The organism is Arenibacter flavimaris (genome assembly GCF_030291335.1).
Lineage (GTDB): Bacteria > Bacteroidota > Bacteroidia > Flavobacteriales > Flavobacteriaceae > Arenibacter.
The window spans coordinates 68,092-94,047 of sequence record NZ_JASWIM010000015.1 but is presented as its reverse complement, the minus strand read 5'-3'; the positions used below and the strand labels follow the sequence as shown (position 1 = coordinate 94,047).

Here is a 25,956-nt window from a genome sequence, read left to right as displayed (position 1 = left end):
AATTTTCCACAACAAAAAAGCGCTTCGATTTCCCGAAGCGCTTTTCCAACCAACCAACCAAACTATTGTATGTCACACAGGACACACAACTACTTGTAAACTTATGCTATTTCAATTAACCTTTTAGGCTTTGGCAAGGCCTCTTCTTTTTTGGGAAGAACAAATTTTAGGATTCCATCTTCGTAGGTAGCGTTAATTTTATCCAGGGAAATTGTTTCTGGTAAACTAAACACTCTCTTGAAAGATGAAAAAGTAAATTCCTTCCTGGTATACCCGTCATCTTCCTTATTTTCCTCATTTTTTACTTCGGAGGAAATTGTTAGGATGTCATTGTCGATTTCCACATTAAAATCTTCCTTCTTCCTACCAGGTATTGCCAGCTCCAATACATACTCACTATCAGTTTCCTTTACATTGGCGGCAGGTACGCTCTGTTTAAAGTGATCTACCCCACCAAACCAATCTGGTCTTAAAAATTCATTAATTAAGGATGGAAACACAACATTATTTCTTTTTACTAGACTCATGATTTTTATATTTTAAGTTATACTTTAAATTCTCATGAGCTAAAAGGCAAATGTTGTACCGAATGAATTTTAATGACATTATGTCGTCTTATTGAGGACAAAACAAGCCATTATGTCACCCTGTTAATTATTATAAGCCTTGAATATATTGATAAGGACGGAGGGCGGGACTACCTTGTCAGGATAATTGTGCATCACCGTAAGAACCTGTTCTATGGCCGCTTGGGGAAGACCAAATCCCAGACCTATATTGTGCAGCAGTTCTATTTCGACCAAACGCTGTTCCTGGTCCACATTCATAAGCAGTACCAATCTATGAAACTGAAGGATACGCTCCGCTTCGGATTTAAGCATAACCTTTTCAACCTTCTTATGAAAGAGGGAATCGAAGGTTTCCTTGTCAACATCCAATTGTTTCGCTACGCCCAGCAAAAAATCATATTCCGAATCCTTGATCTCCTTGTCTACCTTTGCAAAAGAAATCATTTGGGAAAGAATGCCCAACTTCTCAAGATACGTACTCATAAATTACAGTTTAACACTAAGTTACGTTAAATAGGATGGATTTCTTGTTTTAGTTGCAGGAAAGTACACCCAAACTAGCACCACATCCTATTTTTTTGTAATATCTTGTGAAAAAATTTATTATATGACCAATAATGATGTTCTTAAAAAATTAAGGGTTGCCTTAAAATTAAGGGATGATGAAATTGTAGAAATTTTAAAATTAGTCGACTTTAAAATTACTAAAAGCGAGTTGGGCGCTTTTTTTAGAAAAGAAGATCACCCCAACTATGTGGAATGTGGCGACCAAATTTTACGTAATTTTTTAAATGGGCTGGTCATACATTACCGTGGAACCAGGGAGAATCCAAAAGACCCGAAATTATCTTTGCCCAAACCTAAAAAAGAGCCCATTTTCAAAGCCCATCAAAAACCAGGATTCAAGGAGCAACAAAAAAAGAAAATAGACCACGACATTACCCCAGTTAAATACAAAAACAAAAAAAAGTCCTGATCTTCCAAGACTGGGCCGGATAACCTTCCGTTTTTTTCTCAACTTATAATAATATAAACACAGCTATCATTGGGCATACCATTTAACCTATATTTTTGAAATGGCCACAACCGGCTTGGTACGTTGGACGCTTATTGAACGATATTTGTAAAACCCTATTCAACAAAAAAGGCCGCACTGTAACAGTGCGGCCTTTTTTGTTGATTTCTATGCTTACGGGGCATTAGGCCAAAACTTCCTTCACCTTATCTGCCGCTTCTTGAAACTGAACCGCGGAATGTACGGCCAAACCAGAATTATCGATAATTTCCTTGGCCAATTCGGCATTGGTTCCCTGTAATCTTACAATAATAGGCACCTTTATGGCATCTCCCATATTTTTATAGGCATCCACTACTCCTTGCGCTACACGATCGCAACGAACAATACCTCCAAAAATATTGATCAGGATACATTTAACAGCAGGGTCCTTCAATATAATCCTAAAGGCCTCTTCTACCCTTTTGGCATCTGCGGTTCCACCTACATCCAAAAAGTTGGCTGGTTCGCCACCGGCCATTTTAATAAGATCCATGGTTGCCATTGCCAATCCTGCACCGTTCACCATACAACCTACATTTCCATCCAAATCGACGTAGTTGAGTCCTACGGCCCTTGCCTCTACCTCAATTGGATTTTCCTCTAGCAGATCCCTCATTTCAGCATATTGCTTTCTTCGATAAAGTGCATTATCATCAATGGATACTTTTGCATCCACGGCCATGATCTTATCATCGGAAGTCTTGAGAACAGGGTTTATTTCAAATAAACTCGCATCGCTCTCAACATAAGCCTTATATAAACTTGTAACAAACTTGGTCATTTCTTTAAAAGCCGTACCGGACAACCCCAAGTTAAAAGCTATTTTTCTTGCCTGAAAAGGCAAAAGTCCGGTAGCCGGATTTATTTCCTCGGTAAAAATTAAGTGGGGCGTTTTCTCTGCCACCTCCTCTATATCCATTCCACCTTCGGTAGAATACATAATCATGTTTCTCCCTGCGGCCCTGTTCAATAAAACGGACATATAAAATTCACTGGTTTCACTATCTCCAGGATAATAAACATCCTCGGCAACCAAAACCTTATGTACTTTTTTACCTTCTGCCGAGGTTTGCGGAGTAACTAAACTCATGCCTATGATAGCTCCAGCAATATCTTCTACCTCACGTAAGTTCTTCGCCAATTTAACTCCTCCTCCTTTTCCCCTGCCACCTGCGTGTACCTGGGCTTTAATTACATGCCAACCGGTTCCGGTTTCCTGGGTCAATTGTTTGGCAGCGTCCACTGCTTCCTTGGCATTATAAGCCACTAAACCGCGTTGAATGCGTACTCCAAAGCTCGCTAAAATCTCTTTTCCTTGATATTCGTGAAGGTTCATAAATTGAAGGTTCTATTTGTTCAGTTGCAAAAATAGGAAACACAACGGATTTACCCTAATTAAATAAAACAGAAAAATGCATACCGCCACAGACAAGCAACTTGGACAGTCAGTTAGATTGAAATGGACAAATAATCAGGCCAGGTGTTTCCAAATTGCAAAGACGCAAACTCCAAAACAAACCCTGCCAATCAATTATGGAAAAAGGCCAAGAGTCAAGGCATCACGTCAGAAACTAAGCCAAAATTACAGCATATCCGTACCTCCATCGCATTTCTATACATTTCTAATTTTGAAACAGGCCATAACAATTGGATATTTCCACGAACCTGCAAGAATATTACAGAATAATAAATTTCCAAGAGCAAACCTGGCCATCCGAGATCAAGCTAAATTTTAAAATCCATAAAATCTATAGGGTCGAAATTTTTAAAATGTCCGTTCATCCCTATCATTTCCTTGGATTGGTTTACCTGTTTCAACACCTGAATGGTATTTGTTAAATGTGCTTTAATAAACAAGAGGCGCTCACTAAAATAGGCCATTTTCAAGAGTTTGTATTCCTGTGACAGGGAAAGTCCTATCTTATGAATCAATTGATAAATATTGAAATTTTCATCCGTAAGCCCCATGATGGACACATCCATTAGGCCATAAAGTTCAACGATCAGATCAAGGACGTTTTTCTTTAAACTTGCAACACTGTCGTCAAAATAGGGCATATACTCCACCCTACCAGCAGCGTACAATTTGCCGTCCATAATTTTTTGGAAGGTATTTATTTTAAAGGTGCGCCGGCCAATACAAATAATATCGAGTTCTCCTGTATCATAGGTTTTTATTATTTCCTTTAATTCCAGTTCCGCTCCGTATTCCATTTCCCCTTCAATATATACTGGAACCCCAAAATTCGTAGTCGTTTCCCTAACATCCCTTATCAATTGTTTGTAGCGCTCTTCAAAAATGTGAAGGGCCACAATTTCACCCGGAAAAAAAACGGACGGTAAAGGAAACATAGGTAGCAGCATAAAATTTTGTTACAAATTACAAGGGACAACTCAACAATTAATCAAGTACAACTCAAAAAATGTTACATTATTAACAATATGTTACATTTTTCAACTATTGCTATATATTTTTGCTCAAAAACAATAAGTAGTCTAGATTTGCATAAAATTTTTAAAAATGCGAAACACTGACTTATTAAAGATAGCAAAAACTTATGGTGATCCAGTCTATGTATACGATTCTGAAAAAATAATTTCCCAGTTTCATAGATTGACCAATGCATTTAAAGACGTAAAGAAATTACAATTAAATTACGCCACAAAGGCACTTTCAAATATAGCCATTTTAAGATTGATGAACAGTTTGGGAAGTGGCTTGGATACAGTTTCCATACAAGAGGTACAATTGGGGCTCATGGCCGGTTTTAAACCCGCCTCCATTATTTTTACGCCAAATGGGGTATCCTTGGAAGAGATTGAAGAAGCTGCCAAATTGGGAGTCCGCATCAACATTGACAATTTATCCATTTTGGAACAGTTTGGAAGCAAGCATCCGGATATTCCTGTATGCATTAGGATAAATCCACATGTAATGGCCGGAGGAAATTCCAAAATCTCCGTAGGTCATATAGATTCCAAATTCGGCATCAGCATTCACCAAATACCCCATTTGCTCCGTATCGTCAACTTGACTAAAATGAAGGTGAATGGGATACACATGCACACGGGAAGCGATATATTGGATATAGATGTATTCCTTTACGCCTCCGAAATTCTTTTCGAAACGGCCAAAAATTTCCAAGATCTCGAGTTTATAGACTTTGGAAGTGGATTTAAAGTTCCTTACAAAGAGGGGGATATTGAAACCAATATTGAGGAGTTGGGCAAAAAATTAGGAAAACGTTTCAATTCTTTTTGCAAGGAGTATGGCAGGGAATTGACCTTGGCTTTTGAACCCGGTAAATTTTTGGTAAGTGAGGCCGGTTTCTTCCTGGCAAAAGTTAATGTGGTAAAACAAACCACATCAACTGTTTTTGCCAGTATCGACTCTGGATTCAACCATCTTATCCGTCCCATGTTTTATGGAGCCAATCACAGCATTGAAAATATTTCCAACCCGGAAGGACGTGAACGCTATTACTCCATTGTAGGCTATATTTGTGAGACGGATACGTTTGCGAGCAATAAACGCATCAGCGAGATTTCAGAAGGTGACATCCTTTGTTTCAAAAATGCGGGCGCCTACTGTTTCACTATGGCCAGCAATTACAACTCCAGATTTAGACCCCCGGAGGTTTTATGGCATAAAGGAAAGGCAATCCTTATAAGGGAAAGGGAATCTTTTGACGACCTTATAAAAAATCAGATCGATGTAAAGGACCTATTCACAGCTGTTAAAGAAAAGGTAATAGCAAAATAAAATTGCTGAATTTTCGTTAGTTTTGTTGATGTTAACGGACTAATCCTTTAAAAAATGGTCATGAAATCAGTTTCCAATACATTTTTCAAAATAGTTGTTTTATTTGGCCTAGCCATTTTACCCATCGGTAGCATGGCACAGGAAGTAAAATGGCTTAGTTGGGATGAAGCGGCCAAACTGGCGGAAACTGATCAAAATCCAAAGAAAATTTTCATTGACGTCTATACCGATTGGTGCGGTTGGTGCAAAAAAATGGACAAGGACACCTTTCAGAATGCAGAAGTTGCGGAATATATGTCCAAAAACTACTACATGGTAAAGTTGGATGGTGAAGGTAAGGAACCCATAGTCTTTAAGGGCAAAACCTTTAAGTTTGTTCCTTCCGGCAGAAATGGGTACCACGAATTTGCAGCCGCACTGATGCAAGGTAAAATGAGTTATCCCACAACCATATTTTTAGATGAAAAAATGAATATGCTCTCTCCTGTTCCGGGCTATCAAAAACCCGAACCTTTCCTGAAAATAGCTAAATATTTTGGTGACAATATACACAAGGAGAAAGATTGGAACACCTATGATAGTGAAAGCAAATAGTAGGACGAAAAATATAGATAAATAAAAAAAGCCGGTAAACCGGCTTTTTTTATTTATCCATATATCCAAGTATAACCTACCTGCTATAGTTGGGTGATTCCTTGGTAATAGTTACGTCATGTGGATGGCTCTCATTGATGCCACTTGCTGTAATCTTAACAAATCTTCCTGTCTCTTTTAACGTTTCAATATCCTTGGCCCCGCAATATCCCATCCCGGCACGAAGACCCCCTATAAACTGATGGATACTTTCATAAAGATCTCCTTTATACGGTACCCTACCTACAATTCCTTCCGGCACCAATTTTTTGATATCATCTTCCACGTCCTGGAAATATCTATCCTTACTACCTTGTTTCATGGCTTCCACAGAACCCATCCCCCTATAGGATTTAAACTTACGCCCTTCATAGATAATCGTCTCACCTGGTGACTCTTTTGTCCCTGCCAACAAGGAACCCAACATTACCGTATCTGCGCCAGCGGCGATAGCCTTGGGTATATCTCCAGTATATCGTATTCCTCCATCGGCAATCACCGGCACCCCACTTCCCTTAATAGCGGCAGCTACTTCCAAGACCGCCGAAAATTGGGGAAAGCCAACTCCTGCTACCACACGAGTGGTACAAATGGAACCGGGACCTATACCGACTTTCACAGCATCGGCTCCCGCCTCTACCAAATACTTCGCGGCTTCCGCTGTTGCAATGTTACCTACAATAACTTCCAAATCGGGAAATCTCTTTTTTACTTCCTTTAATACCGTTACCACACCCTTGGTATGGCCATGTGCAGTATCTATCACAACGGCATCTACCCCTGCGTTCACCAAAGCTTCCGCCCTATCAACGGCATCACCGGTAACACCTAATGCCGCAGCTACCCGTAATCTTCCATAATGATCTTTATTGGCTATAGGTTTTTGGGTAAGCTTTGTAATATCCCTAAAGGTAATTAATCCAACAAGCTTGTAATCCTTGTCTACAACTGGTAATTTTTCAATTTTATTTACCTGTAAAATATCCTCTGCCTGCTCTAAGGAGGTCCCTTCCGCTACGGTAACAAGATTTTTGGAAGTCATGACCTCGGAAATGGGTCGATCATTATTTTTTTCAAAACGCAGATCCCTATTGGTGACAATTCCGATCAATTTACCTTCGCCATCTACAATAGGTATTCCACCTATGCTGAATTCCTTCATGTTTGCTTTGGCATCCCTGACCTTCGAATTTAAAGGTAAGGTAACCGGGTCTATGATCATACCACTTTCCGCTCGTTTTACCTTGCGTACCTTCAGCGCCTGCTGTTCTATGGTCATGTTCTTATGCAATACACCAATTCCACCCTCCTGGGCAATGGCAATGGCCATACGCGATTCGGTAACGGTATCCATAGCTGCCGAAACGATGGGAACATTGATCGTAATGTTTCTAGTAAATTTTGTTTGAATATTGACTTCCCTGGGAAGTACTTCTGAAAAAGCTGGAACCAAAAGTACGTCATCGTACGTAAGACCTTCTCCAACAATTTTATTTAGGTGAGCTTGCATAGCAATTAAAGATTAATTGCGTGCAAATATACTACATTTTAAGGAACTGATAAACAGATATTGTGTTAATTGACAATTACCCTTTTCTTACACAATTGATAGACCACCAAGAAGGCAGCAATACTATAGCTGATGGTCATTACAATTCCGGAAAGAATAACCACATATTTCATCCACAATAGCCCCGACCACAATAAATAAATGCCTCCAAAAGTTAAAATCACGGATAACAATGGTTCAATGGTCAAGAACATTTTAAGTTTATAGGGTATTTTGGTAAGCCAAACGAGACCGCCAAGTAGAAAAAAAATGAGCGACATGGAAAGAATATGGGTATGGATTATGGTTAGCATTTCCCGTTTCCCTTTTTTAAACTTCATTACCTCGGCCTGTTCATCGTTCTCATTTCCCAAATAATTTTCCACAATTCCATGGGGTGAGGTCGTACTTGTTTCGGAAACAAATAACAGGCCGGTATAAAAACCGATGCTCAAAACCAGAACAAAAGTGGCAACAAACCATTTTATTCCCTTGGGCAATGTCAGTAATAGACCATCATACCCCATTAAAACATCTTTTTTTCTTGCAGGATTCCAACGGTTTGCAAAAGATTATCCAGTGATGTAGTCATGGATCGCACCGAAATTGTTGCGCCTGCAATACCGTCTATATTGGTTTCATGACTAACCCTATCCTTTCCCGTTTTTCCGGTAAACTGTCCCAGCCATCTTTTACTTCCGATTTCCCCACCATATTCCTCTCGATAAATCAAGACTTTTGAGTGGATGATTTCCAAATTGGGATTAAAGATGACCAGATAATCGAACTGCGCCGTTTTACTGGGGGCCTGATCAACAAAGGCATAACCCAACAAGGTTTTGCCCTGTTTTATTTGAAAGAAATTATCCTGGGTAATTTTGGTTGGAAGTTGTTCGTTAACTGTCTTTGAAACCGTAACGGGTATGAAGGTATAGTTGGTAGTATCAAATACCCTCTCCACTTCCTTATCCATTTTCTTCTGGACATTTTTCGGGATTCCAAACCCAAAAAATACCATTGAAAATATTGTAAAAACAACTGTTATCCGTTTTCGAGAATTCATGCCCCAAATATACCAATTTAGAATCATTTTTAATAATGTTGAGGATATTTAGCGAAATGCATCGAAAACCTCTTTTTCTGGATTAGAACCAAACCCCTATACCAAAATTCAATACATTCTGCAGATCACTATTGTCCACTTCGTCGGATCTAAATTGGTAATCCCCTTTCAACACAACCCCAGGGGCCAAATGATAGGTAAGACCTGTTGTTACATCCGTTCTGTTATAAGCATCGTTCCTTATTAGTCCACCAGCTGTATCGGCATGGGTATCAAATTTTTCATATCTGGCAAAAGCGAACAATTTTTGTTCCTTGCCAGCTGGCAATAGGTTATAGGCACCTTCCACATACCAACCTTGCAAGGCGCTACCTAAATTTCCACCCGTCAAGGCATTATAATCCTCTGTATCGGAAAGGGAGGCATATATAAATTGCCCCCTAGCGGTAAAATTCCCCAATGCATATCGTGCATCCAAGCCAACCATTGATATTCCAATATTTGCTCCTGTAAGTTCCTCAACATCATCGGTTGCCTGGGTTTTTCCAAAATATCCGGAAAGTCCCAAGCGTAGGCCGGGGATTCCATAATAATCCAATTTGGTTGAAAGGGTTGGACTATCTACTGTAGATTTGATTCCCTTTTGTCTTCCGCCCCTTAATCCACTGGAGCCTTTCAATGCTCCACTGATGCCTCCTTCGCCATCCGCTTCGGTAGATTTAAAGCCATTGAATATATAGGCTTGATACCCCAAAGAAAGATCGTTTAACCTACCAAAAACACCAACACCAAGCTCCCTCCAGGTGGTGGGGACTATAACATTGTCCATGGCCGGACGTTCTGTACCGTTAAAAGTTGTGGGTTCATGGTATTCGTTAACGATTCCCATTGGCACCAACATAAGTCCACCTCTTAAATTAACACTATTTCCAAGATTATAGTTAACAAAGGCCTGTTCTATGTATACCTCCTCAACGTGCTCAAATTCTATCTCAGTAACAAATTGGGCCTTATCATTGAATCTATATCCCAAAAGCAGTACCAACCTTTGAACATCCAACTCTCCATTGTCACCTTCAGGCTGATTGTAAAGCATTTCCCCATAAGCCCCTACAGTAACAGCCGACCCATAATTACCAGAAAGTAAACGTTGGGCCGCATTCAATTGTTTCTGGGGATCTAAGGTGATTGAATCATTAGCGGTTTGAGCAAATACAGCAGTTGCGAATAGTAAACCGAATAGTAACGAAATTCTTTTCATTATACGTTTGTTCTTATTTGGATTGGATAAATATAATTTTCGGGTGCAAATATAAGTGCCCCGACCAATCTGGCAAAGTTAATTTATACTAAATCTAAATAAATGAGAAAATTTAACAATTGGCGAAACCCATTGTTGTATGTTTTTTTATCGGGATTAAAGTGAGATTAATTCCATTGGAATGCAAAGTATTCGCATGGTTCGGAACCTACATTCTTAATGGCATGGGGTACATTTGAAGGCAGAAAATATAAGTCGCCCTTATTGGCCCTATAAACCTCGTTTCCAATTTCCATTTCGGTTTGCCCACTAATTACCAGCACGACCTCTGCAGCATAGTGGGTATGGGGCTCATGGCTCTTTATATCTGGATTTAATGTTGTAACATGCATTTCATAATAAGGACACATGGCCGTGGAACGATGAAAGTAATTCCTAACCCCTCCCTTGTCATGTGCTTTAAATTCCAAAGCAGCAAAATCAACTATCTGTGATCCACCATCCTTTTTACCCCTTTTCAAATCCAGTTCGGATTTTGATTTATAAATCATCGTATAGTAGGTACTTTTTGGAGTTATACTTTTTACAGCACCTTTATCACCGGGCATTATAACTATCACACTGTTTTTGCCCACCATTTTATTTTTGCCCTTGACTTTTACTTGGATTTGCCCTTCCTTAACAATCAATATCTGCTCCCTATCCCGATGATACACTTTTTGGATATCCAATTTATCTAAGAGTTGTACCATTTTAAATTCCATTTCGGAAAAATGTACGGTCTCCCCTTTTACCATTGAATAATCGGTAGCACTGTCCGTAGATTGGTAAACTCCCTCCCTTATCCTTTTGGGAACTACATCACTCCATAGCCAGGCCAGGGATTCCGGTAAAATTGCGCCTCCATGTTGCCCGTTATGACCTCCCGTACCCCTTTCAAACTTAAAATTGTATCCTTTATACGCCAAGGCCGATTCCATCTGTAGGTTTGCTAACCACCAATCCCCGTATTGATTGTTCAGATCTTGGGAACCGTCCTGTAAAAAAACTTTGATGTTTTTGGCCTTCTGGGTTCTGATCATGGAAGGATAATTGTGTCCACCCCTTATATCCGTGAAACTTCCAATATGGCTCATTACCTTATGAAACGCCTCAGGATAAAACCAGGCAGCCGAAAAGGCACATATACCCCCTGATGACATTCCTGCAATGGCCCTGGACTCAGGATTCTTGGAAATATTATATTTTTTTTCAATTTCGGGTATCATCTCCTCTATCAGAAATTTTCCATAAGTATCCGAAACCGTATCATATTCCAGGCTTCTATTTGAAGATCTCCAAGGGCTTTCCACTTCAGGAGCATCCAAGGCATGTCCAGGATTTACAAACAGCCCAATGGTCACAGGCATCTTCCCCTGTGCAATAAGATTGTCAAAAACTACGGGGACTTTAAATTGGCCCAAGGTGTCCACATAGGCATGGCCATCCTGAAATATCATTAAAGCTGTTGGCACGTCATTATTGTACTGACTAGGTATATAAAGATAAAAGTCCCTGGAGGTATTGGGATAAATTTTGCTTTTCCAATTATATTTACTCACCTTACCCTTTGGTATTCCTTCATAGGATTTGGAATTAGGCCCTATTTCATAATTTTCTTGGGAATGGACCAAGGGTGAAAACAATAATACAAATGGACATAGTAAATAAAACAATAAGGAGTGTACTAGAAGATATTGATTTTTCATTTTGGAGTAGTTAGGATGTTGGTTCTGCAACAATATAATCAATATATCGGCATCATATACATATTATACTTTTGACCAATAGGTTGCCACCTGCCCTAATACGACCAGGATCATATTTTTACGATTGTCTTTTCAATACTGGGAGAATAAGTCCGATGCCTTATTATATGCCGCTTCAAAAGCCATCCAATTAACACTGGTGTCGGCCTTGACAGCTGTAAAATAGGATAACATTTTTTCTGTGGGCATATTTCCTGTTAGCTCATCCTTTGCCATAGGGCATCCCCCAAAACCTTGTACGGCTCCATCAAATCTGCGACAGCCTGCCTGATATGCAGCATCGACTTTTTCATGCCATTTTGCCGGTGTAGTATGCAGATGCGCTCCAAATTCAACTTCAGGGAATTTTGGAATCAGGTTGGAAAATAAATAGTCGATTACTTCTGGGGTCGAAGATCCCACCGTATCCGAAAGTGATAAAATCTTCACTCCCATTCCTGCCAATTTGGTAGTCCATTCTCCTACTACCCCAACACTCCACGGATCCCCATAAGGGTTACCGAACCCCATGGAAATATAGGTAACCACTTCCTTGCCTGAGTCATCTGCTATCCTTAATATCTCTTCCAAGGTAGCTACCGATTGAGCAATGGTCTTGTGTGTATTTCGCATTTGAAAATTCTCCGATATGGAAAAAGGATAACCCAAATAGTCAATGGAACTATGTTCAGCGGCATCCATTGCTCCCCTCACATTGGCAACTATAGCCAATAGTTTACTGCTGGTCATGGACAGGTCCAATCGGGATAGTACTTCGGCCGTATCCACCATTTGTGGAATCGCCCTCGGCGAAACAAAACTCCCAAAATCGATAGTATCAAAACCACAATTCAAAAGGGATTGAATGTACGTTACCTTTTTTTCTGTTGGAATAAAAGTTTTGATACCCTGCATGGCATCTCTTGGACATTCTATTATTTTAATGGTATTGGACATTCCCCTGCTTAAGCTTTATCAAAATTAATATTATTTATCAGATATCAACAGATAAACAGCAATACCCAAAAAAACCACAATCTGAAGCCATTTTAAGATTTTCCCCAATTGCCTGTGCTCAGATAAATAATTCGAAATAGTTCCCGAAAGGATGGCTATAACACTAAAAATAGTAAATGACACCAATATGAATATCCCGGCGAGCACGTAGAACTGCACAACAATATTTAAATAATTACTGAACAAAAACCCAGGAAAAAAAGCCAGAAAAAATATTGTAACCTTGGGATTAAGAACGTTCATTATAAATCCTTGTTTATAAAGGGTCCCCAATGATTTCCTTTTCACGCCCCTATCGGATATTTCCAGATGATCACTACTCCTAAATACCTTATACGCCAAAAAGACCAGGTAAATAGCTCCGAACAACTTTATGACAAAAAATAAATTTGGATTTTGCTTAATTATAGCGGAAACCCCAAAGGCCAGTAAGGTGGCATGTACCAAACAGCCCGTCATTAGTCCCGCGACCGTGGCTATTCCATATTTCTTGCCATTGGTCATACTCTGGATCAGCACAAAAATATTGTCCGGCCCCGGGGATATAGCCAACGCTGCCGTAGCCAATACGAACGTTAATAAAATATCGTAATTCAATTTGCTGTTATTTATGAATGGACAAAGGTCTGAAATTATCAATAATTAGTAGTTTTTCATATAAATATATGGCATAAATCGCAGGAAAAGACTTGGTCTTCTTAAAGACACCGACTCAAGGACCAGCGGAATCAACCAGAAACCGTACCATAGAAACAGCATCTGTTCCATTATTGTATTTCTTTAAGCCAATGGCTTTGGACCTACTTCCGTAACCTAAACGGTGGATAAATATCCCACCAACGAACTACCTTATGTATCTTTTTTATATCTTCCACAAAAATTAAATTATGAAACCAGTTTTTTATACCGCAAGCTTATTGGCTGCAATATTATTAATGAGTTTTAACAGCCCTAATACCTATAATTTGAAAGAGGATACAAGTATGGAAAATTCCAAAAAACAGGACAGCGTATTACGCCATGTAGTACTTTTTAAATTTAAGGCCAACACCTCCAAAGAGGACATTGCAAAAGTAGAGGCCGCTTTTAGTGCCCTACCTGCTAAAATACCGCAGATAGTAGGTTATGAATGGGGCCTTAACAATAGCCCTGAAGGTTTGGACAAAGGGTTTACCCATTGTTTTTTCCTGACTTTCAACAGCGAAGAAGATCGTGCCATATATCTACCCCACCCAGACCATAAGGCTTTTGGCGCTATATTGACTCCACATTTGGAAGATGTTACCGTGGTGGATTATTGGACCAAATAAAAAAAATAGGCGTCATTTATTGAGGCTTCCAAAGAAAAATAGGAAATAAAAACAGGCTTGCCCATTACGGGATAAGCCTGTTTTTATTTTAAAAAAATATAAGGAACAAGAACTATCCCTTTCAGTTGATGGACCTTTTAATAATGGCCTTATTGATTCTCTTTATAAGCGCCGGGCCTTCATAGATAAAACCTGTATATAATTGGACCAAATCAGCACCAGCGTCCAATTTCTCAAGAGCATCTTCCGCTGAATGAATTCCTCCGACCCCAATAATAGGAAATGCTTTATTGCTTTTTTGGGACAAAAACCGTATAACTTCTGTACTTCTGTTGCCAAGTGGTCGCCCACTTAAACCTCCGGTTTCTTCTTTTAACAAAATATCGGATTTCAAATTATTGCGGGCAATAGTTGTATTGGTAGCAATGACACCATCTATGTCCGTATCCTGGACAATGCCTATAATATCCAGTAATTGGTCATTTGTTAGATCGGGCGCTATTTTTAAAAGTATTGGTTTCAGCTTACTGTCCTTAGCTTTTGCCAATTTGGTATTTTCCTTTTTCAATTCCTTTAACAAAGCCGTCAAAGGTTCCCTATCCTGAAGTTCCCTAAGGCCGGGAGTATTTGGTGAGCTAACATTTACAACAAAATAATCCACATGGTCGAACAGGGCATCAAAACATATTAAATAATCCTTTGCTGCAAGTTCATTGGGCGTCACCTTGTTCTTTCCTATATTGCCACCGATCAATACACGATGCCTCTTTTTAAGATTTTCAACAGCATCGAAAACACCCTGGTTATTAAACCCCATTCTATTTATGATGGCCTGGTCCTTCTTTAAGCGAAACAAGCGTTTTTTGGGATTTCCCTCCTGAGGCTTGGGAGTCAAAGTACCTATTTCAATAAAGCCAAATCCAAAGTCGGAAAGTTCATTGTACAACTTGGCATCCTTGTCGAAACCTGCTGCCAAACCTACTGGATTTTTAAATTTCAACCCAAACAATTCACGTTCCAAACGAGGATCATTGACCAAATATATGGCCCTAAATATCCCGGCAAATCCTAAACTGGAAAAAAAGCGAATGGTCTTAAAAATAAAATGGTGAACCCTTTCTGGATCAATTAGAAAAAGGATTGGGCGGATAAGCTGCTTATACATTTAAATTATTTTCCGCAAAAATACAAACTACCCGAGCTAAACCATCTTAAACACAGGCTTTTTATTAACATTTAGCATAAGTTATTCCATTACTACCTCAAGTGGCTTCCGGGATACTTCCTGACAAAGCGCAACGTATCTTTGGTATTGTTTTTCATTGAAAAGTGCTAGCAGTTTAAGATCGTATTTTTTAAAAATTTGCTTCATTCTCTCCTCCAGAACCTTATACTTCGCTCCCAAGGCCGTTAAATCCTCAGGCGTACTTTGCGGGTGGGTTTCAAAAAGGTTTTTCCGTTCTTCGTCCAATAATCGGGTTTCAATTTCCAGTGCCGCCTTAAACTCCTCCAAGTTGGTTATCTGATCATCTTTAAGTTGAAATATCTGTATTATGGTATCCGATTCCGTAGCTCCAATGGCCAAACTACATTCCTGTTGCGCCTGTGTAGACATACAAAATCCGACAATAAGAACCAAGGTTGAAAAAACTTTTTTGAACATAGATTTTTGTGCTGGTTTAAAATACAAATATAAGGTATAAATATAATGACTTGCCGCGCCATAAGGCATCTTTAAATATAAACAAATTGAAGAATAAAGGGTATTAAACCTCAGGGCAGGCCTGTCTGCCGACATAGGCAGGCCTGTCTGCCGACAAAGGCAGGCCCTGAACCCAATAATAGGGATCGACCCAAGGGTAGAGGTATTGAACCTAGATCCCGCCGAAATAAGGCGGGATTAGTTCAACTTGCAATTTTTAGTGCGTCTTACCGACTTCTCAAAATTGAGTTTCACCAATAAAATACATAAGTGGAACATTACACTGGCATGCCAAATCAGATGGCACCGAGCAATAGGGCCCACCATATAATCCAAGACAGTTATCACAGCAGGACTAAATAAAAAATAATAAGCTGTATTTTTGATTAAAATTTAGTTTTATGCAACACATTATAGACCGGTTCATTAGTTATATAACCATAGACACCCAAAGCGACCCTAACTCCAATACCACTCCTAGTACCGAAAAGCAATGGACACTGGCCCATAAATTAGTGGAGGAACTCAAGCAAATAGGAATGGAGGATGTTGTTATTGATGACAAGGCTTACATTATGGCCACATTACCCGGTAATATGGAAAAAGAGGTACCTACAATTGGGTTTATTTCCCATTTTGATACTTCTCCAGATTTCACGGCCACTGACGTAAAACCACAAATAATCAAGGATTATAATGGAGGCGATATTGTTCTGAACAAGGCGGAAAATATTATTCTCTCTCCGAGTTATTTCGATGACCTGTTGCTGTACAAGGGCAATACCCTTATCACCACAGATGGCACCACATTGTTAGGTGCCGATGATAAGGCCGGAATTACAGAGATCATTACGGCCATGGAATATTTAATACAACATCCGGAAATTAAACATGGTACCATTAGAGTAGGTTTTACCCCGGACGAAGAAATTGGCCGCGGCGCACACCATTTTGATGTTGCAACCTTTGGAGCCGATTGGGCCTATACAATGGATGGCAGCCAAATTGGGGAATTGGAGTATGAAAACTTTAATGCGGCAGGTGCCAAAATAACGATTAAGGGAAAAAGTGTACATCCTGGGTATGCCAAAGGTAAAATGGTCAATGCCATTTTGATCGCAAACGATTTTATTTCCCAATTACCAGGACATGAAGTTCCTCAAAAAACTACGGGAAGGGAAGGTTTCTTTCACGTGCACCACATTAAAGGGGAAATTGAGCTTGCCGAAATTGAACTGATCATAAGGGATCACGACCTTAAAAAATTTAAACAGCGTAAAGAACTATTACATCATATCACGGAAAAATTAAATGCGGAATACGGGGAATTCGTAACGTTGGATATCAAGGACCAATATTTTAATATGCGCGAAAAAATTGAACCTGTAATGCATATCGTCGATATCGCCAAAGAGGCTATGGAAAGCTTACATATTAAGCCTATAATCAAACCCATACGAGGTGGCACCGACGGTTCGCAACTGAGCTACATGGGACTTCCATGCCCCAATATATTTGCAGGCGGACATAATTTCCACGGTAAATATGAGTATGTCCCAGTGGAAAGCATGCAGAAAGCGGTTGATGTTATCGTAAAAATTTGCGAAATTACAGCCGCAAAGGAGTAAGCTATACTGCTCTAAAACCTTGCTTTTAATATCTCTGTAAGGCATCATGAACAATCAGGAAAAGATAGAAGCCTATTATGCAAAAGAACAACCCTTTAAGGAAGCCATAGGGCTTTTGCGGAAATTGGCCCTTAAAACCGAACTTTTGGAAACTTACAAATGGGGTGTTCCGGTATACACCATAGATAAAAAGAATGTTCTTGGTATTTTGGCCTTTAAACATCATTTTGGAATATGGTTCTATAATGGCGCCTACTTAAAAGACCCAAAAAAAGTACTGGAAAATGCCCAAGAGGGTAAAACAAAGGCCATGAGACATTGGAGGTTCACCTCTATAACCGATATAGACAAAGCGGCCGTTTTAACCTATTATCATGAAGCTATTGCCAACCAAAAAAAAGGATTGGTACTAGTTCCCAAAAAAAATATACCCATTGCCATACCCTCCTTGTTAAAAAAAGCTATGGAAAGCAACAATGCCTTAAAAACAAATTTTGAAAGCATAACACCCTATAAGCAAAGGGAGTACTGCGAATACATTAAGGAGGCCAAACAAGAAAAAACAAAAATCGCGCGCTTGGAAAAAAGTGTCGCACTCCTATTACAAGGGCTGGGGCTGCACGACAAATACAGGAAGGGGTAGAAAGTGGTCAGTAGTCAGTAGTCAGTAGTCAGTAGTCAGTATCAAAAAAATAAATGGAATTGGATATTCCAATCCTGTCCTGATGTATTTGATTTATTTCGTGGTATTTTCCAATACTATTATTGACGGTCCGTTGGACAGCCATTTTTGGCCCAGGCCAGTCGTATCCCCTAATGGTAAGAAATACACAAAAGACCCAAGGGCCAAGTCAATATCCCCATCCGCATCCATATCCTCCGCATCCATTACGATCCATCGTCCTTTGAACGATTCCGGAAAGGAGTAGGCCTCAAATTTCATATTACCCTTATTTTCCAGATATACGAAACTCTCTTCTGGAGTGCTGGCATAGTCAGGAAAAAATGAAATGGCAGCAATATCCAAGTCCCCGTCCAAATCATAATCTCTGGGCATTGCTTTATAGGCCCCGTTTAAATGGTAGAAGTAAGATTGCTTAAAATTTAATTCCCCATCGTTAAGAAATATATAAACACCGTGATAGTCTTTTAAGATGGGGGTTTTATCGGCATTATCCCCACAGACATATAAGATATCATCCAAACCATCGCCATTAAAATCTACCAACTCCATATACTGGGAACCGTTGAGAGGAAGAAAAGACAACAATCTTTTGGCCAAAAACGTGCCATCTCCCTGATTTTGATAAAATACAACCCCTTCATCCCCTTGGGCCATAAGCACAAAAATATCTTGGAGACCATCCCCATTGGCATCCTTTATCACTGCAGTAATGGCACCCGACCTATAGTCTAACTCCCTCATCGTATATGTATCGCCTCCCATATTTTCGTACCAAACCAGTTTTCCGGTTTCATTGCCGTATTCACAGGCAACCACGTCTTCCAATCCATCGTTATTTAAATCCCCATATGCCATATTTACCGGCCTTTGCAAATTGGGAATCACCTCATTGGAAGTGTATGAATCTGTTGTTCCCTTGGTAAATATTTTTTGTAAAGCCCCATCCGACACGTCATTGGGAAAAATGTTTTTCCCTGCAGTTGTCAAATAAATAGTATCATAACTTTCGTAATAATGCACAGGCGCCGTTTTAAGTCCAAGAACAAAATCCTTTTCAAGATCTTTGGTCAGAAATGTTAGGCTATTTATATTTCGTTTACTATCTGCGAATACCACTCCCCTATTTTCCGGAAGGATTTTCACCATGGTCGTTAGGGCGGGAATATGGGAAAAAGCAGGCTCCCTGTATTTAAAATGCTCAAGCCACATTTTAATTTTTTTCGTCTTTTTGGGGGGTATAAGGGAGTCAGGTGCACGGTCAAGGTAATAATCCACTATTTTATTCCAATCCGCTTCGGCAATAAGTGGTCTTTCCGGAAATATATTCGCTTTTTTGACCACTTCCCCGCTTCTGCCCTTGTCAAAGAGGCTGTCTGGTCTTACATGCCCTTTATAAATTCCCAATCGATGGCCCATTGCAGGAAGTACATCGTTGTGCCAAACGGACTTTGGCAACAATTCCGGTTTCACCAAAAGATGGCAACTGGAACAATGAATTTTGGCCAATTGGTTTCCCGAGAGATTAGTGGCGGGAATTTCCTTGAATTCCGTCTCCTGTAATTCCTTTTTGTTTCCGGAACAGGAAAATAGCAAGCCTATAAGGAGGGCGAGCGAAAAAATATTCTTCATGCGATTTTATATAATAAACAGGAATTCGATAAAAAATGTCCTCCCAATATTTCCTAATCTACGAAGATACTGCCGAATTTTCAAGTATGAAGTCAATATCGCGCACTACATTGGTTTTAGAAAGTGTATATTTATGAAGAGGAGAATTAATCTACAGAAAAAAAACTATGCCATTCCTACTAAAAGAAAGGTTGCCAGCATCCATAATATAAGACTTAAAATCCCCCCTATAACGAAGAAATGTTTGAATCTGTAATTACCAATTCCGTAAATCAAGGTATTGGTTTGATAACCTACTGGAGTGAAAAAACTAAAATTGGCAGCAAACATTACAGCTAGGATAAATGGCTTAACATCCAAATTCAATCCGCTTGCCAATGCCAATGCTATCGGTGTCATTATAATAGCAGTGGCATTATTGCTAACCACACCGCTCATGACCATGGTGACAAAAAAAAGACTCCCAATAATTATAATTTTGGATTGGCCTACTAGCAGACCCAATAATTTTTCCGAAATCCACATATCCGCTCCCGTATTGTGCATGGCGATACCCAAAGGTATCATCCCGGCCAACAAAAAGAAAATTTGCCAATTTACCTTTTTGTAAACACTTTCCAAATTTAAATTATTCGTCAGCAATAATACCGAAACACCTGTCAGTGCACTGACCATAATAGTTAGTACCCCTGTAGCAGCCAAAACGACCACTAAACCAAGAACAACCAGGGATAAAATCTTTCCGAATCGGGAATGGGTCTTCTGGGAATCAAACTGCTGCAAAAGCACTATGTTTTCAATGGCCTCCAAAGATTTTATATTTTGCCTACTTACATCCACCAGTAAACGGTCACCGGCTTTGAGCATCAATTTATCGGAACTGCTCCTAACCAATCGCTCTTTTATATTGATCAAAGTCCTACGCTTTTTAATAGCCACAGGTACAATGTCCTGTTGCATATAGCCCCTTAAATTTTCCAATGTCTTGCCTAAGAGTGCCGCTCCGGGAAGCATTAAAAGCTCTACAAACACCCGTTCCTCCAATTTGGGAACCTGGTCTTCCGCAGTAGAGTGTTGATCCGCTCCCATCCAATAATTTTGCTCGTTAAGTTGTAAATTTTGGGAGTCCTTCAATTTGGTTAGACTTAAAATATTGCACATTAATAGTAATTGATCATTTTCCTTTAGGGTAATATATTTTCCAGGTGAATTGTGAATCCTATTGTCCCTTATCAATTTCAATATTGATATTTCCGGATTGTTATACAAAAATGTTTCCTCCAACCTTTTGTTTATCAACTTGGAGCCGGATTTTATCCTGACATTGGTAATATAGTCCGAAACACCATAATCGTTTCCCAATTCCCTTTTCCCGCCCCAAGGCAACCACCTCAACATTAAGCTTAGGTACACAATGGCCACCGCCAAAAAAAACAGTCCCAAGGTCGTAAATTCGAAAAATCGCAGTGCCGGTGCTCCCAGATTCTGTGCAACAGAATTTACGATAAGGTTGGTGGAGGTACCCATTAAAGTACAAGAGCCCCCCAAGATTCCTGCAAAAGAAATGGGCAACAATAATTTGGATTTGGAAATATTGAAGCGATCGGAGAGTTGGTTGATAATTTTAATAAAAACAATGACAACTGCCGTAGTACTTATAAATGCCGATATACCTGCAGTTACAATCATAAAAATAGGCGCTATTACAAACAATGGGTAACCTTTAATTTTACCCAAACCGGAAGTGAGCCAGGTTATGACCCCATTTTCCTCCATGGCTATGGCCAGGATCATCAAGGCCAAAACCGCAACAGTAGCAATATTGGAAAATCCGCTTATGGCCTCTTCCGGTTTCACAAGCCCCAATAAGGTTAAAGAAACAATTATAAAAAACGCAATTTTATCTACTGGAAAAATTTCCAGTGCAAATAAGATTATGGTTATAAATAAAACCAAAAACACCAATCCCATTTCCAATGTCATCCCATCACTATTAAATTACGAACCCCTTAAAATCCAAAAACAAAAAACACCCCTCCTTACCACAGATAGTATATAACAACCAATACATGCTTTGATTAAGAACTATTTGCAGTTGCAAAACACCTACCTCAAGGTGATTTATATCGGGGCCAAACTCAATTTGGAAACATCATATTCACTTTTTGACATTCCTCCATACATTTCACGCAGGAATTGGCACAATCCTCGCAATGTTTATGGTCATGCTGAGCACATTGTTCTGCACACCACTGACATACTCTTGCACAGAGGTTACAATAATCCTTGGCATAGGTATTGCCTGCCATTAAAAATTGTAATGTAGAGGTACAGGATTCAATACACAATATGCAACAAAGGGGGCAATCATTTTTACTTTCCTTTCCAGACATTTGAAGTAAGCAATATTGACAATCGGCTATACATTTACGACAAGCCTCTATACAATCCAAATAGGGTAATTCCATAGCGCTAACAATTACGGTTACCATAAAATTATATTACCCCATTTTAATTTATTAGCCCAATTGGATATTATATGAACCTTATTGACATTTATGGTTTCTGGGCAAAACAATATAAATCACATCAACTTTTCTTTAAATGATGCTTTATAAAATTTAACTTTACCCTTATTAATATTTGGTAAGCACCAAAACAAAATAGCTATTGGTCTCCTATTGAATTTCAAAATCTTGAAATGGGAAGGGAACAATGGTTTTACTATACGCCAAGGATCAACAAATAATATTTGATGAAGAATACCATTTCACACAGAGTAGCCGATTTTTTGAAAAATTTCCCACCATTCAATGTTTTGGATCAAAAGGATCTTGAAACACTTGCCGTAGAAATTACGATTGTCTACAAGGAAAAGGACAGTGTTATTTTTGCCGAAAATGACGAACCGCACCCCTATTTCTATGTAGTGAACAAGGGTGCCGTGGCCCTTAAAAAAGGAACGGACAAAACCATCATGGATATGTGCGATGAAGGCGATATCTTTGGACTTAGACCCTTAATGGCCCAAGAGAATTACAAAATGAGTGCAAAAGCACATGAAGAAAGCATTCTATACGCCATTCCCATCGACATATTTAAGCCCTACGCCCAACAAAATATAGCGGTTGGTAATTTCTTAATAGAAAGTTTCGCCTCCAATACCAGAAATCCTTATTCAAAAAGTCATCGCGGTAAGCTGTATGATGAAGTGAACGATGTAAACCCTATTGCGCCCGACACCCATGTATTGGATTTACAATCTGTGCAGTATTCGAAAAAATTGGTAACCTGTTCCGCAACTACCTCGGCGAAAACAATTGCCAAGAGAATGACCGAAAAAAAAGTGGGAGCCATGCTAGTGGTCAAGGATAAGGTCCCCATCGGAATCATAACGGACAAAGACCTGCGAAACAATATTGTAACCGGTAAATATCCCATTACCACCAAGGCCCAGGAAATAATGGTTTCCCCTGTAATCACTTATAACAAACATTTGACCATAACCCAGGCACAGATGGCCATGATGAAAAGCAATATCAGCCATCTATGTATAACCAAAGACGGCACTCCCAACTCCAAAGCCATTGGAATACTATCCAAGCATGATGTTATGGTGGCCTTGGGCAACAATCCGGCAGTATTGATCAAAGCTATAAAGAGGGCCAAAAAAATAAAATCGATAAAACAAATTAGGAAAAGTATTACCCAACTTCTACAGGATTATTTGGATCAAAATATTCCCATTAAATTGACCACCAAAATAATATCCGAACTTAACGATGCCTGCGTTAAACAAATTATTAAACTTTCATTGGAGGAAATGCCAACAAAGCCTCCTGTAAAATTTGCATGGCTGGCACTTGGTAGCCAAGGGCGTAGTGAACAACTTCTTCAGACCGATCAAGACAACGCCATGGTATTTGAAAATGTTCCAGAGGGCAAGCTCATAGAAACAACCGCCTATTTTTTGAAATTGGCCAAACTCATTAACAAAGGATTGTTTGATATTGGATACGATTATTGCCCCGCAGAAATGATGGCTTCCAACCCCAATTGGTGTTTAAGCCTGGAGGAATGGAAAAAAACGATTTCCCATTGGATCATAAATCCAGGGACGGATGAAGTACTGCTTTCCTCCATATTTTTCGATTACAATATTGCCTATGGTGAGGTAAATTTGGTGAACGAATTATCGGAACACATTTTTGAAACCACCAAAAAGTATCCCATCTTCTATTTACACTTGGCAAGCGGCGCCTTACAAAACCCATCCCCAACGGGCTTTTTCAGACAACTATTGGTTGAGGAAGATGGGGAACACAAAGATTCTTTTGATCTTAAAAGAAGGGCATTGATGCCTCTGACCGATGCTGCCAGGGTATTGATATTATCGCATTCGGTGAAATCCATCAACAGTACCGCAGAGCGATTTGAAAAATTGGCGGAGCTGGAACCCAATAACGAGGAAATCTTTATGGCCTGTTCCTATGCCACTAGGGCCCTTTTGAAGTTCAGAACCAAACAAGGGCTGCTCCATAACGATTCCGGCAGGTATATTGCGATAGATAAATTAACCAAAGAGGAAAGAATTAAATTAAAAAGAACATTTAAGACGATAAAGGAAATACAGGAGTTGGTAAGTGTTAGGTTCAAAGTTTCAAACTTGTTGCGATGATAAATTTCTTTAAGAAAAAAGTAAACAACTATCCCGACTATTGGCTGGAATACGAGAAATGTTTTAATAAAAAACCGATAGAGGACCTCAGCCTGGTAAGGTTTGTGGTATTGGATACCGAGACTACAGGTTTCGACTATTTAAACGATAGGATACTTTGTATCGGCGCCCTAAGTTTGGTGGACAAAAATATTGCCCTGAACCAAAGCTTGGAACTTTTTTTAAAACAGGAACATTACAATGCGGAAACCGCAAAAATTCACGGTATCCTAAAAAATGGTGGGGCCTCCTGCATAAGTGAAAGTGCAGCCCTGGAAGAATTATTGGGATTCTTAAAGAATGCGGTAATTGTAGCACACCATGCCATTTTTGACATTACAATGATCAATAGGGCCTTGGAAAGAAACGGACTTCCAAGGTTAAAGAACAAAGTACTGGACACCTCACATCTTTACAAAAAAACACTTTTAAACTCAAATGTGTTCAAAAAGAAAGAGCACTATTCTCTGGATGAACTGGCCGAAAAGTTCGATATTTCCAAAAAAGATAGGCATACCGCATTGGGAGATGCCTACATTACTGCCATTGCCTTCCTGAAAATTAAGAGTCGATTGAAGGGCAAGGGGCTACTACGATTAAAGGACCTCCTAAAAATGGGTTAATTATTTAAGGGAGGACAGATACCCCAAAACATTTTTCTCAATTCTGGACTGTATATCCGAAATGTCGGCCTTGATAAATTTTTCACCGGTAATATTTTCATAGAGCTCAATGTATCGTTCAGAGACCGTTTGTATATAATCATCGGTCATCTCCGGTACGACCTGTCCCTTTAAGCCTTGAAAGTTATTGCTGATCAACCATTGGCGAACAAATTCCTTGGACAGTTGCTTCTGGGCCTCTCCCCTATTTTGACGTTCCCCGTAACCATCGGCATAAAAATAACGGGAAGAATCAGGGGTGTGGATCTCATCAATTAGTACAATCTTACCGTCCTTGGTTTTCCCAAATTCGTATTTGGTATCCACTAAGATCAATCCCCTTTTAGCAGCAATCTCCGTCCCTCTTTGGAATAGTGCTTTGGTATATTTTTCAAGAACTAGGTAATCTTCCTCGCTTACTATTCCCCTTTCCAAAATAGCTTCCCTCGAAATATCCTCATCATGGTCTCCCATTTCGGCCTTGGTAGCAGGAGTTATAATGGGAGAGGGAAACTTATCGTTTTCCGTCATCCCTTGCGGCATGGCAACACCGCATAGCATTCTTTTCCCCAGCTTGTATTCCCTTGCTGCATGTCCGGATAAATATCCCCTAATCACCATTTCCACCTTAAATGGCTCGCAGGCAAACCCCACTGCAACATTGGGGTCTGGCGTTGCCATTAACCAATTGGGAACAATATCGGCCGTATCGGCCATCATCTTAGTGGCAATCTGGTTCAGTATTTGTCCTTTATACGGAATTCCTTTTGGCATAACCACATCAAAGGCAGAAAGTCTATCAGTAGCCACCATTACCAATATATTGTTTTCAAGCTGATATACTTCCCTAACCTTTCCCTTATAAAGGCTCTTTTGCCCTGGAAAATGAAAATTCGTATCAATTATTGTATTACCCATGTTGCT

At 39.5% G+C, this 25,956-nt stretch carries 24 protein-coding genes; 8 read left to right on the top strand and 16 right to left on the bottom strand.

The genetic code is table 11. From position 1 onward, the window contains the following. Positions 1–101 precede the first annotated feature (101 nt). Together QSE00_RS12930 and QSE00_RS12925 are read right to left on the bottom strand one after the other, a co-directional pair. On the bottom strand, positions 102–527 hold the full coding sequence (locus QSE00_RS12930; protein WP_110355916.1) for an Hsp20/alpha crystallin family protein: 426 nt from the start codon (positions 525–527) through the stop codon (positions 102–104). Between the two features lie 123 nt (positions 528–650). Then, positions 651–1,052 (bottom strand): TerB family tellurite resistance protein, encoded by a 402-nt coding sequence (locus QSE00_RS12925; RefSeq protein ID WP_110355917.1) that lies wholly within the window; start codon positions 1,050–1,052, stop codon positions 651–653. A 124-nt stretch (positions 1,053–1,176) separates the two neighbouring features. Between QSE00_RS12925 and QSE00_RS12920 the strand changes: the two genes are divergently transcribed. After that, complete coding sequence (locus QSE00_RS12920) at positions 1,177–1,545, top strand: DUF1456 family protein (RefSeq protein ID WP_110355918.1); 369 nt, start codon at positions 1,177–1,179, stop codon at positions 1,543–1,545. A 223-nt stretch (positions 1,546–1,768) separates the two neighbouring features. On the opposite strand, the gene sucC is transcribed toward QSE00_RS12920, so the two are convergent. Beyond that, complete coding sequence (sucC, locus tag QSE00_RS12915) at positions 1,769–2,962, bottom strand: ADP-forming succinate--CoA ligase subunit beta (protein ID WP_286106275.1); 1,194 nt, start codon at positions 2,960–2,962, stop codon at positions 1,769–1,771. 389 nt (positions 2,963–3,351) lie between these two features. Next, positions 3,352–3,990 carry an LON peptidase substrate-binding domain-containing protein gene (locus QSE00_RS12910; RefSeq protein ID WP_286106274.1) on the bottom strand — a complete coding sequence of 213 codons (639 nt, stop codon included), beginning with the start codon at positions 3,988–3,990 and terminating at the stop codon, positions 3,352–3,354. A 157-nt stretch (positions 3,991–4,147) separates the two neighbouring features. On the opposite strand from QSE00_RS12910, the gene lysA reads away from it, so the two are divergent. Beyond that, entirely contained in the window at positions 4,148–5,389 is a 1,242-nt protein-coding gene (gene lysA / locus QSE00_RS12905) for a diaminopimelate decarboxylase (RefSeq protein ID WP_110355922.1), read from the top strand. Positions 5,390–5,449: 60 nt separating this feature from the next. Next, positions 5,450–5,983: a thioredoxin family protein gene (locus QSE00_RS12900; RefSeq protein WP_110356069.1), complete on the top strand. Its 534-nt coding sequence runs from the start codon at positions 5,450–5,452 to the stop codon at positions 5,981–5,983. A 76-nt stretch (positions 5,984–6,059) separates the two neighbouring features. On the opposite strand, the gene guaB is transcribed toward QSE00_RS12900, so the two are convergent. From guaB to QSE00_RS12865, 7 genes are all read right to left on the bottom strand, one after another. Next, a complete protein-coding gene (gene guaB, locus QSE00_RS12895; protein ID WP_110355923.1) occupies positions 6,060–7,532 on the bottom strand; it encodes an IMP dehydrogenase in 1,473 nt (490 codons plus the stop codon). A 65-nt stretch (positions 7,533–7,597) separates the two neighbouring features. Next, positions 7,598–8,098 (bottom strand): hypothetical protein, encoded by a 501-nt coding sequence (locus QSE00_RS12890; protein WP_110355924.1) that lies wholly within the window; start codon positions 8,096–8,098, stop codon positions 7,598–7,600. After that, positions 8,098–8,661: an FMN-binding protein gene (locus QSE00_RS12885; RefSeq protein ID WP_258364808.1), complete on the bottom strand. Its 564-nt coding sequence runs from the start codon at positions 8,659–8,661 to the stop codon at positions 8,098–8,100. The genes QSE00_RS12890 and QSE00_RS12885 overlap by 1 nt, the downstream gene beginning before the upstream one ends. 55 nt (positions 8,662–8,716) lie before the next feature. Next, positions 8,717–9,895 carry a porin gene (locus QSE00_RS12880; RefSeq protein ID WP_286106273.1) on the bottom strand — a complete coding sequence of 393 codons (1,179 nt, stop codon included), beginning with the start codon at positions 9,893–9,895 and terminating at the stop codon, positions 8,717–8,719. Between the two features lie 167 nt (positions 9,896–10,062). Further along, positions 10,063–11,643 (bottom strand): cupin domain-containing protein, encoded by a 1,581-nt coding sequence (locus tag QSE00_RS12875; protein ID WP_286106272.1) that lies wholly within the window; start codon positions 11,641–11,643, stop codon positions 10,063–10,065. 132 nt (positions 11,644–11,775) lie between these two features. Then, complete coding sequence (locus QSE00_RS12870; RefSeq protein ID WP_286106271.1) at positions 11,776–12,639, bottom strand: hydroxymethylglutaryl-CoA lyase; 864 nt, start codon at positions 12,637–12,639, stop codon at positions 11,776–11,778. A 30-nt stretch (positions 12,640–12,669) separates the two neighbouring features. After that, positions 12,670–13,296 (bottom strand): LysE family translocator, encoded by a 627-nt coding sequence (locus tag QSE00_RS12865; protein WP_286106270.1) that lies wholly within the window; start codon positions 13,294–13,296, stop codon positions 12,670–12,672. Positions 13,297–13,586: 290 nt separating this feature from the next. Between QSE00_RS12865 and QSE00_RS12860 the strand changes: the two genes are divergently transcribed. Beyond that, complete coding sequence (locus tag QSE00_RS12860) at positions 13,587–14,009, top strand: Dabb family protein (protein ID WP_459076841.1); 423 nt, start codon at positions 13,587–13,589, stop codon at positions 14,007–14,009. Positions 14,010–14,130: 121 nt separating this feature from the next. Here the strand turns inward: QSE00_RS12860 and QSE00_RS12855 are convergent, their stop codons facing one another. Both QSE00_RS12855 and QSE00_RS12850 read right to left on the bottom strand, forming a co-directional pair. Further along, complete coding sequence (locus QSE00_RS12855) at positions 14,131–15,174, bottom strand: quinone-dependent dihydroorotate dehydrogenase (protein WP_286106269.1); 1,044 nt, start codon at positions 15,172–15,174, stop codon at positions 14,131–14,133. 81 nt (positions 15,175–15,255) lie between these two features. Further along, complete coding sequence (locus QSE00_RS12850; RefSeq protein ID WP_146216291.1) at positions 15,256–15,672, bottom strand: hypothetical protein; 417 nt, start codon at positions 15,670–15,672, stop codon at positions 15,256–15,258. Between the two features lie 440 nt (positions 15,673–16,112). On the opposite strand from QSE00_RS12850, the gene pepT reads away from it, so the two are divergent. Continuing rightward, entirely contained in the window at positions 16,113–17,339 is a 1,227-nt protein-coding gene (pepT, locus tag QSE00_RS12845) for a peptidase T (RefSeq protein WP_286106268.1), read from the top strand. A gap of 46 nt (positions 17,340–17,385) precedes the next feature. Beyond that, complete coding sequence (locus QSE00_RS12840) at positions 17,386–17,982, top strand: DUF1801 domain-containing protein (RefSeq protein ID WP_286106267.1); 597 nt, start codon at positions 17,386–17,388, stop codon at positions 17,980–17,982. 93 nt (positions 17,983–18,075) lie between these two features. On the opposite strand, the gene QSE00_RS12835 is transcribed toward QSE00_RS12840, so the two are convergent. Then, the gene (locus tag QSE00_RS12835) at positions 18,076–19,653 is read right to left on the bottom strand and encodes an FG-GAP repeat domain-containing protein (RefSeq protein ID WP_286106266.1); all 1,578 of its coding nucleotides are present in this window, start codon (positions 19,651–19,653) and stop codon (positions 18,076–18,078) included. A gap of 165 nt (positions 19,654–19,818) precedes the next feature. After that, a complete protein-coding gene (locus QSE00_RS12830; protein ID WP_286106265.1) occupies positions 19,819–21,636 on the bottom strand; it encodes an SLC13 family permease in 1,818 nt (605 codons plus the stop codon). A 772-nt stretch (positions 21,637–22,408) separates the two neighbouring features. On the opposite strand from QSE00_RS12830, the gene QSE00_RS12825 reads away from it, so the two are divergent. Together QSE00_RS12825 and QSE00_RS12820 are read left to right on the top strand one after the other, a co-directional pair. Further along, a complete protein-coding gene (locus QSE00_RS12825; protein WP_110355935.1) occupies positions 22,409–24,331 on the top strand; it encodes a DUF294 nucleotidyltransferase-like domain-containing protein in 1,923 nt (640 codons plus the stop codon). Continuing rightward, positions 24,328–24,993, top strand: a complete 666-nt coding sequence (locus QSE00_RS12820) for a 3'-5' exonuclease (protein WP_110355936.1) — start codon at positions 24,328–24,330, stop codon at positions 24,991–24,993. Before QSE00_RS12825 ends, QSE00_RS12820 begins: the two co-directional genes overlap by 4 nt. Here the strand turns inward: QSE00_RS12820 and QSE00_RS12815 are convergent, their stop codons facing one another. Next, a complete protein-coding gene (locus tag QSE00_RS12815; RefSeq protein WP_110355937.1) occupies positions 24,994–25,950 on the bottom strand; it encodes a phosphoribosylaminoimidazolesuccinocarboxamide synthase in 957 nt (318 codons plus the stop codon). Positions 25,951–25,956 lie beyond the last annotated feature (6 nt).

Coding starts and splice junctions, on each gene's coding strand:
- QSE00_RS12930 (WP_110355916.1), bottom strand. CDS start 527: ATGAGTCTAGTAAAAAGAAATAATGTTGTGTTTCCATCCTTAATTAAT.
- QSE00_RS12925 (WP_110355917.1), bottom strand. CDS start 1,052: ATGAGTACGTATCTTGAGAAGTTGGGCATTCTTTCCCAAATGATTTCT.
- QSE00_RS12920 (WP_110355918.1), top strand. CDS start 1,177: ATGACCAATAATGATGTTCTTAAAAAATTAAGGGTTGCCTTAAAATTA.
- sucC (WP_286106275.1), bottom strand. CDS start 2,962: ATGAACCTTCACGAATATCAAGGAAAAGAGATTTTAGCGAGCTTTGGA.
- QSE00_RS12910 (WP_286106274.1), bottom strand. CDS start 3,990: ATGCTGCTACCTATGTTTCCTTTACCGTCCGTTTTTTTTCCGGGTGAA.
- lysA (WP_110355922.1), top strand. CDS start 4,148: ATGCGAAACACTGACTTATTAAAGATAGCAAAAACTTATGGTGATCCA.
- QSE00_RS12900 (WP_110356069.1), top strand. CDS start 5,450: ATGAAATCAGTTTCCAATACATTTTTCAAAATAGTTGTTTTATTTGGC.
- guaB (WP_110355923.1), bottom strand. CDS start 7,532: ATGCAAGCTCACCTAAATAAAATTGTTGGAGAAGGTCTTACGTACGAT.
- QSE00_RS12890 (WP_110355924.1), bottom strand. CDS start 8,098: ATGGGGTATGATGGTCTATTACTGACATTGCCCAAGGGAATAAAATGG.
- QSE00_RS12885 (WP_258364808.1), bottom strand. CDS start 8,661: ATGATTCTAAATTGGTATATTTGGGGCATGAATTCTCGAAAACGGATA.
- QSE00_RS12880 (WP_286106273.1), bottom strand. CDS start 9,895: ATGAAAAGAATTTCGTTACTATTCGGTTTACTATTCGCAACTGCTGTA.
- QSE00_RS12875 (WP_286106272.1), bottom strand. CDS start 11,643: ATGAAAAATCAATATCTTCTAGTACACTCCTTATTGTTTTATTTACTA.
- QSE00_RS12870 (WP_286106271.1), bottom strand. CDS start 12,639: ATGTCCAATACCATTAAAATAATAGAATGTCCAAGAGATGCCATGCAG.
- QSE00_RS12860 (WP_459076841.1), top strand. CDS start 13,587: ATGAAACCAGTTTTTTATACCGCAAGCTTATTGGCTGCAATATTATTA.
- QSE00_RS12855 (WP_286106269.1), bottom strand. CDS start 15,174: ATGTATAAGCAGCTTATCCGCCCAATCCTTTTTCTAATTGATCCAGAA.
- QSE00_RS12850 (WP_146216291.1), bottom strand. CDS start 15,672: ATGTTCAAAAAAGTTTTTTCAACCTTGGTTCTTATTGTCGGATTTTGT.
- pepT (WP_286106268.1), top strand. CDS start 16,113: ATGCAACACATTATAGACCGGTTCATTAGTTATATAACCATAGACACC.
- QSE00_RS12840 (WP_286106267.1), top strand. CDS start 17,386: ATGAACAATCAGGAAAAGATAGAAGCCTATTATGCAAAAGAACAACCC.
- QSE00_RS12835 (WP_286106266.1), bottom strand. CDS start 19,653: ATGAAGAATATTTTTTCGCTCGCCCTCCTTATAGGCTTGCTATTTTCC.
- QSE00_RS12830 (WP_286106265.1), bottom strand. CDS start 21,636: ATGACATTGGAAATGGGATTGGTGTTTTTGGTTTTATTTATAACCATA.
- QSE00_RS12825 (WP_110355935.1), top strand. CDS start 22,409: ATGAAGAATACCATTTCACACAGAGTAGCCGATTTTTTGAAAAATTTC.
- QSE00_RS12820 (WP_110355936.1), top strand. CDS start 24,328: ATGATAAATTTCTTTAAGAAAAAAGTAAACAACTATCCCGACTATTGG.
- QSE00_RS12815 (WP_110355937.1), bottom strand. CDS start 25,950: ATGGGTAATACAATAATTGATACGAATTTTCATTTTCCAGGGCAAAAG.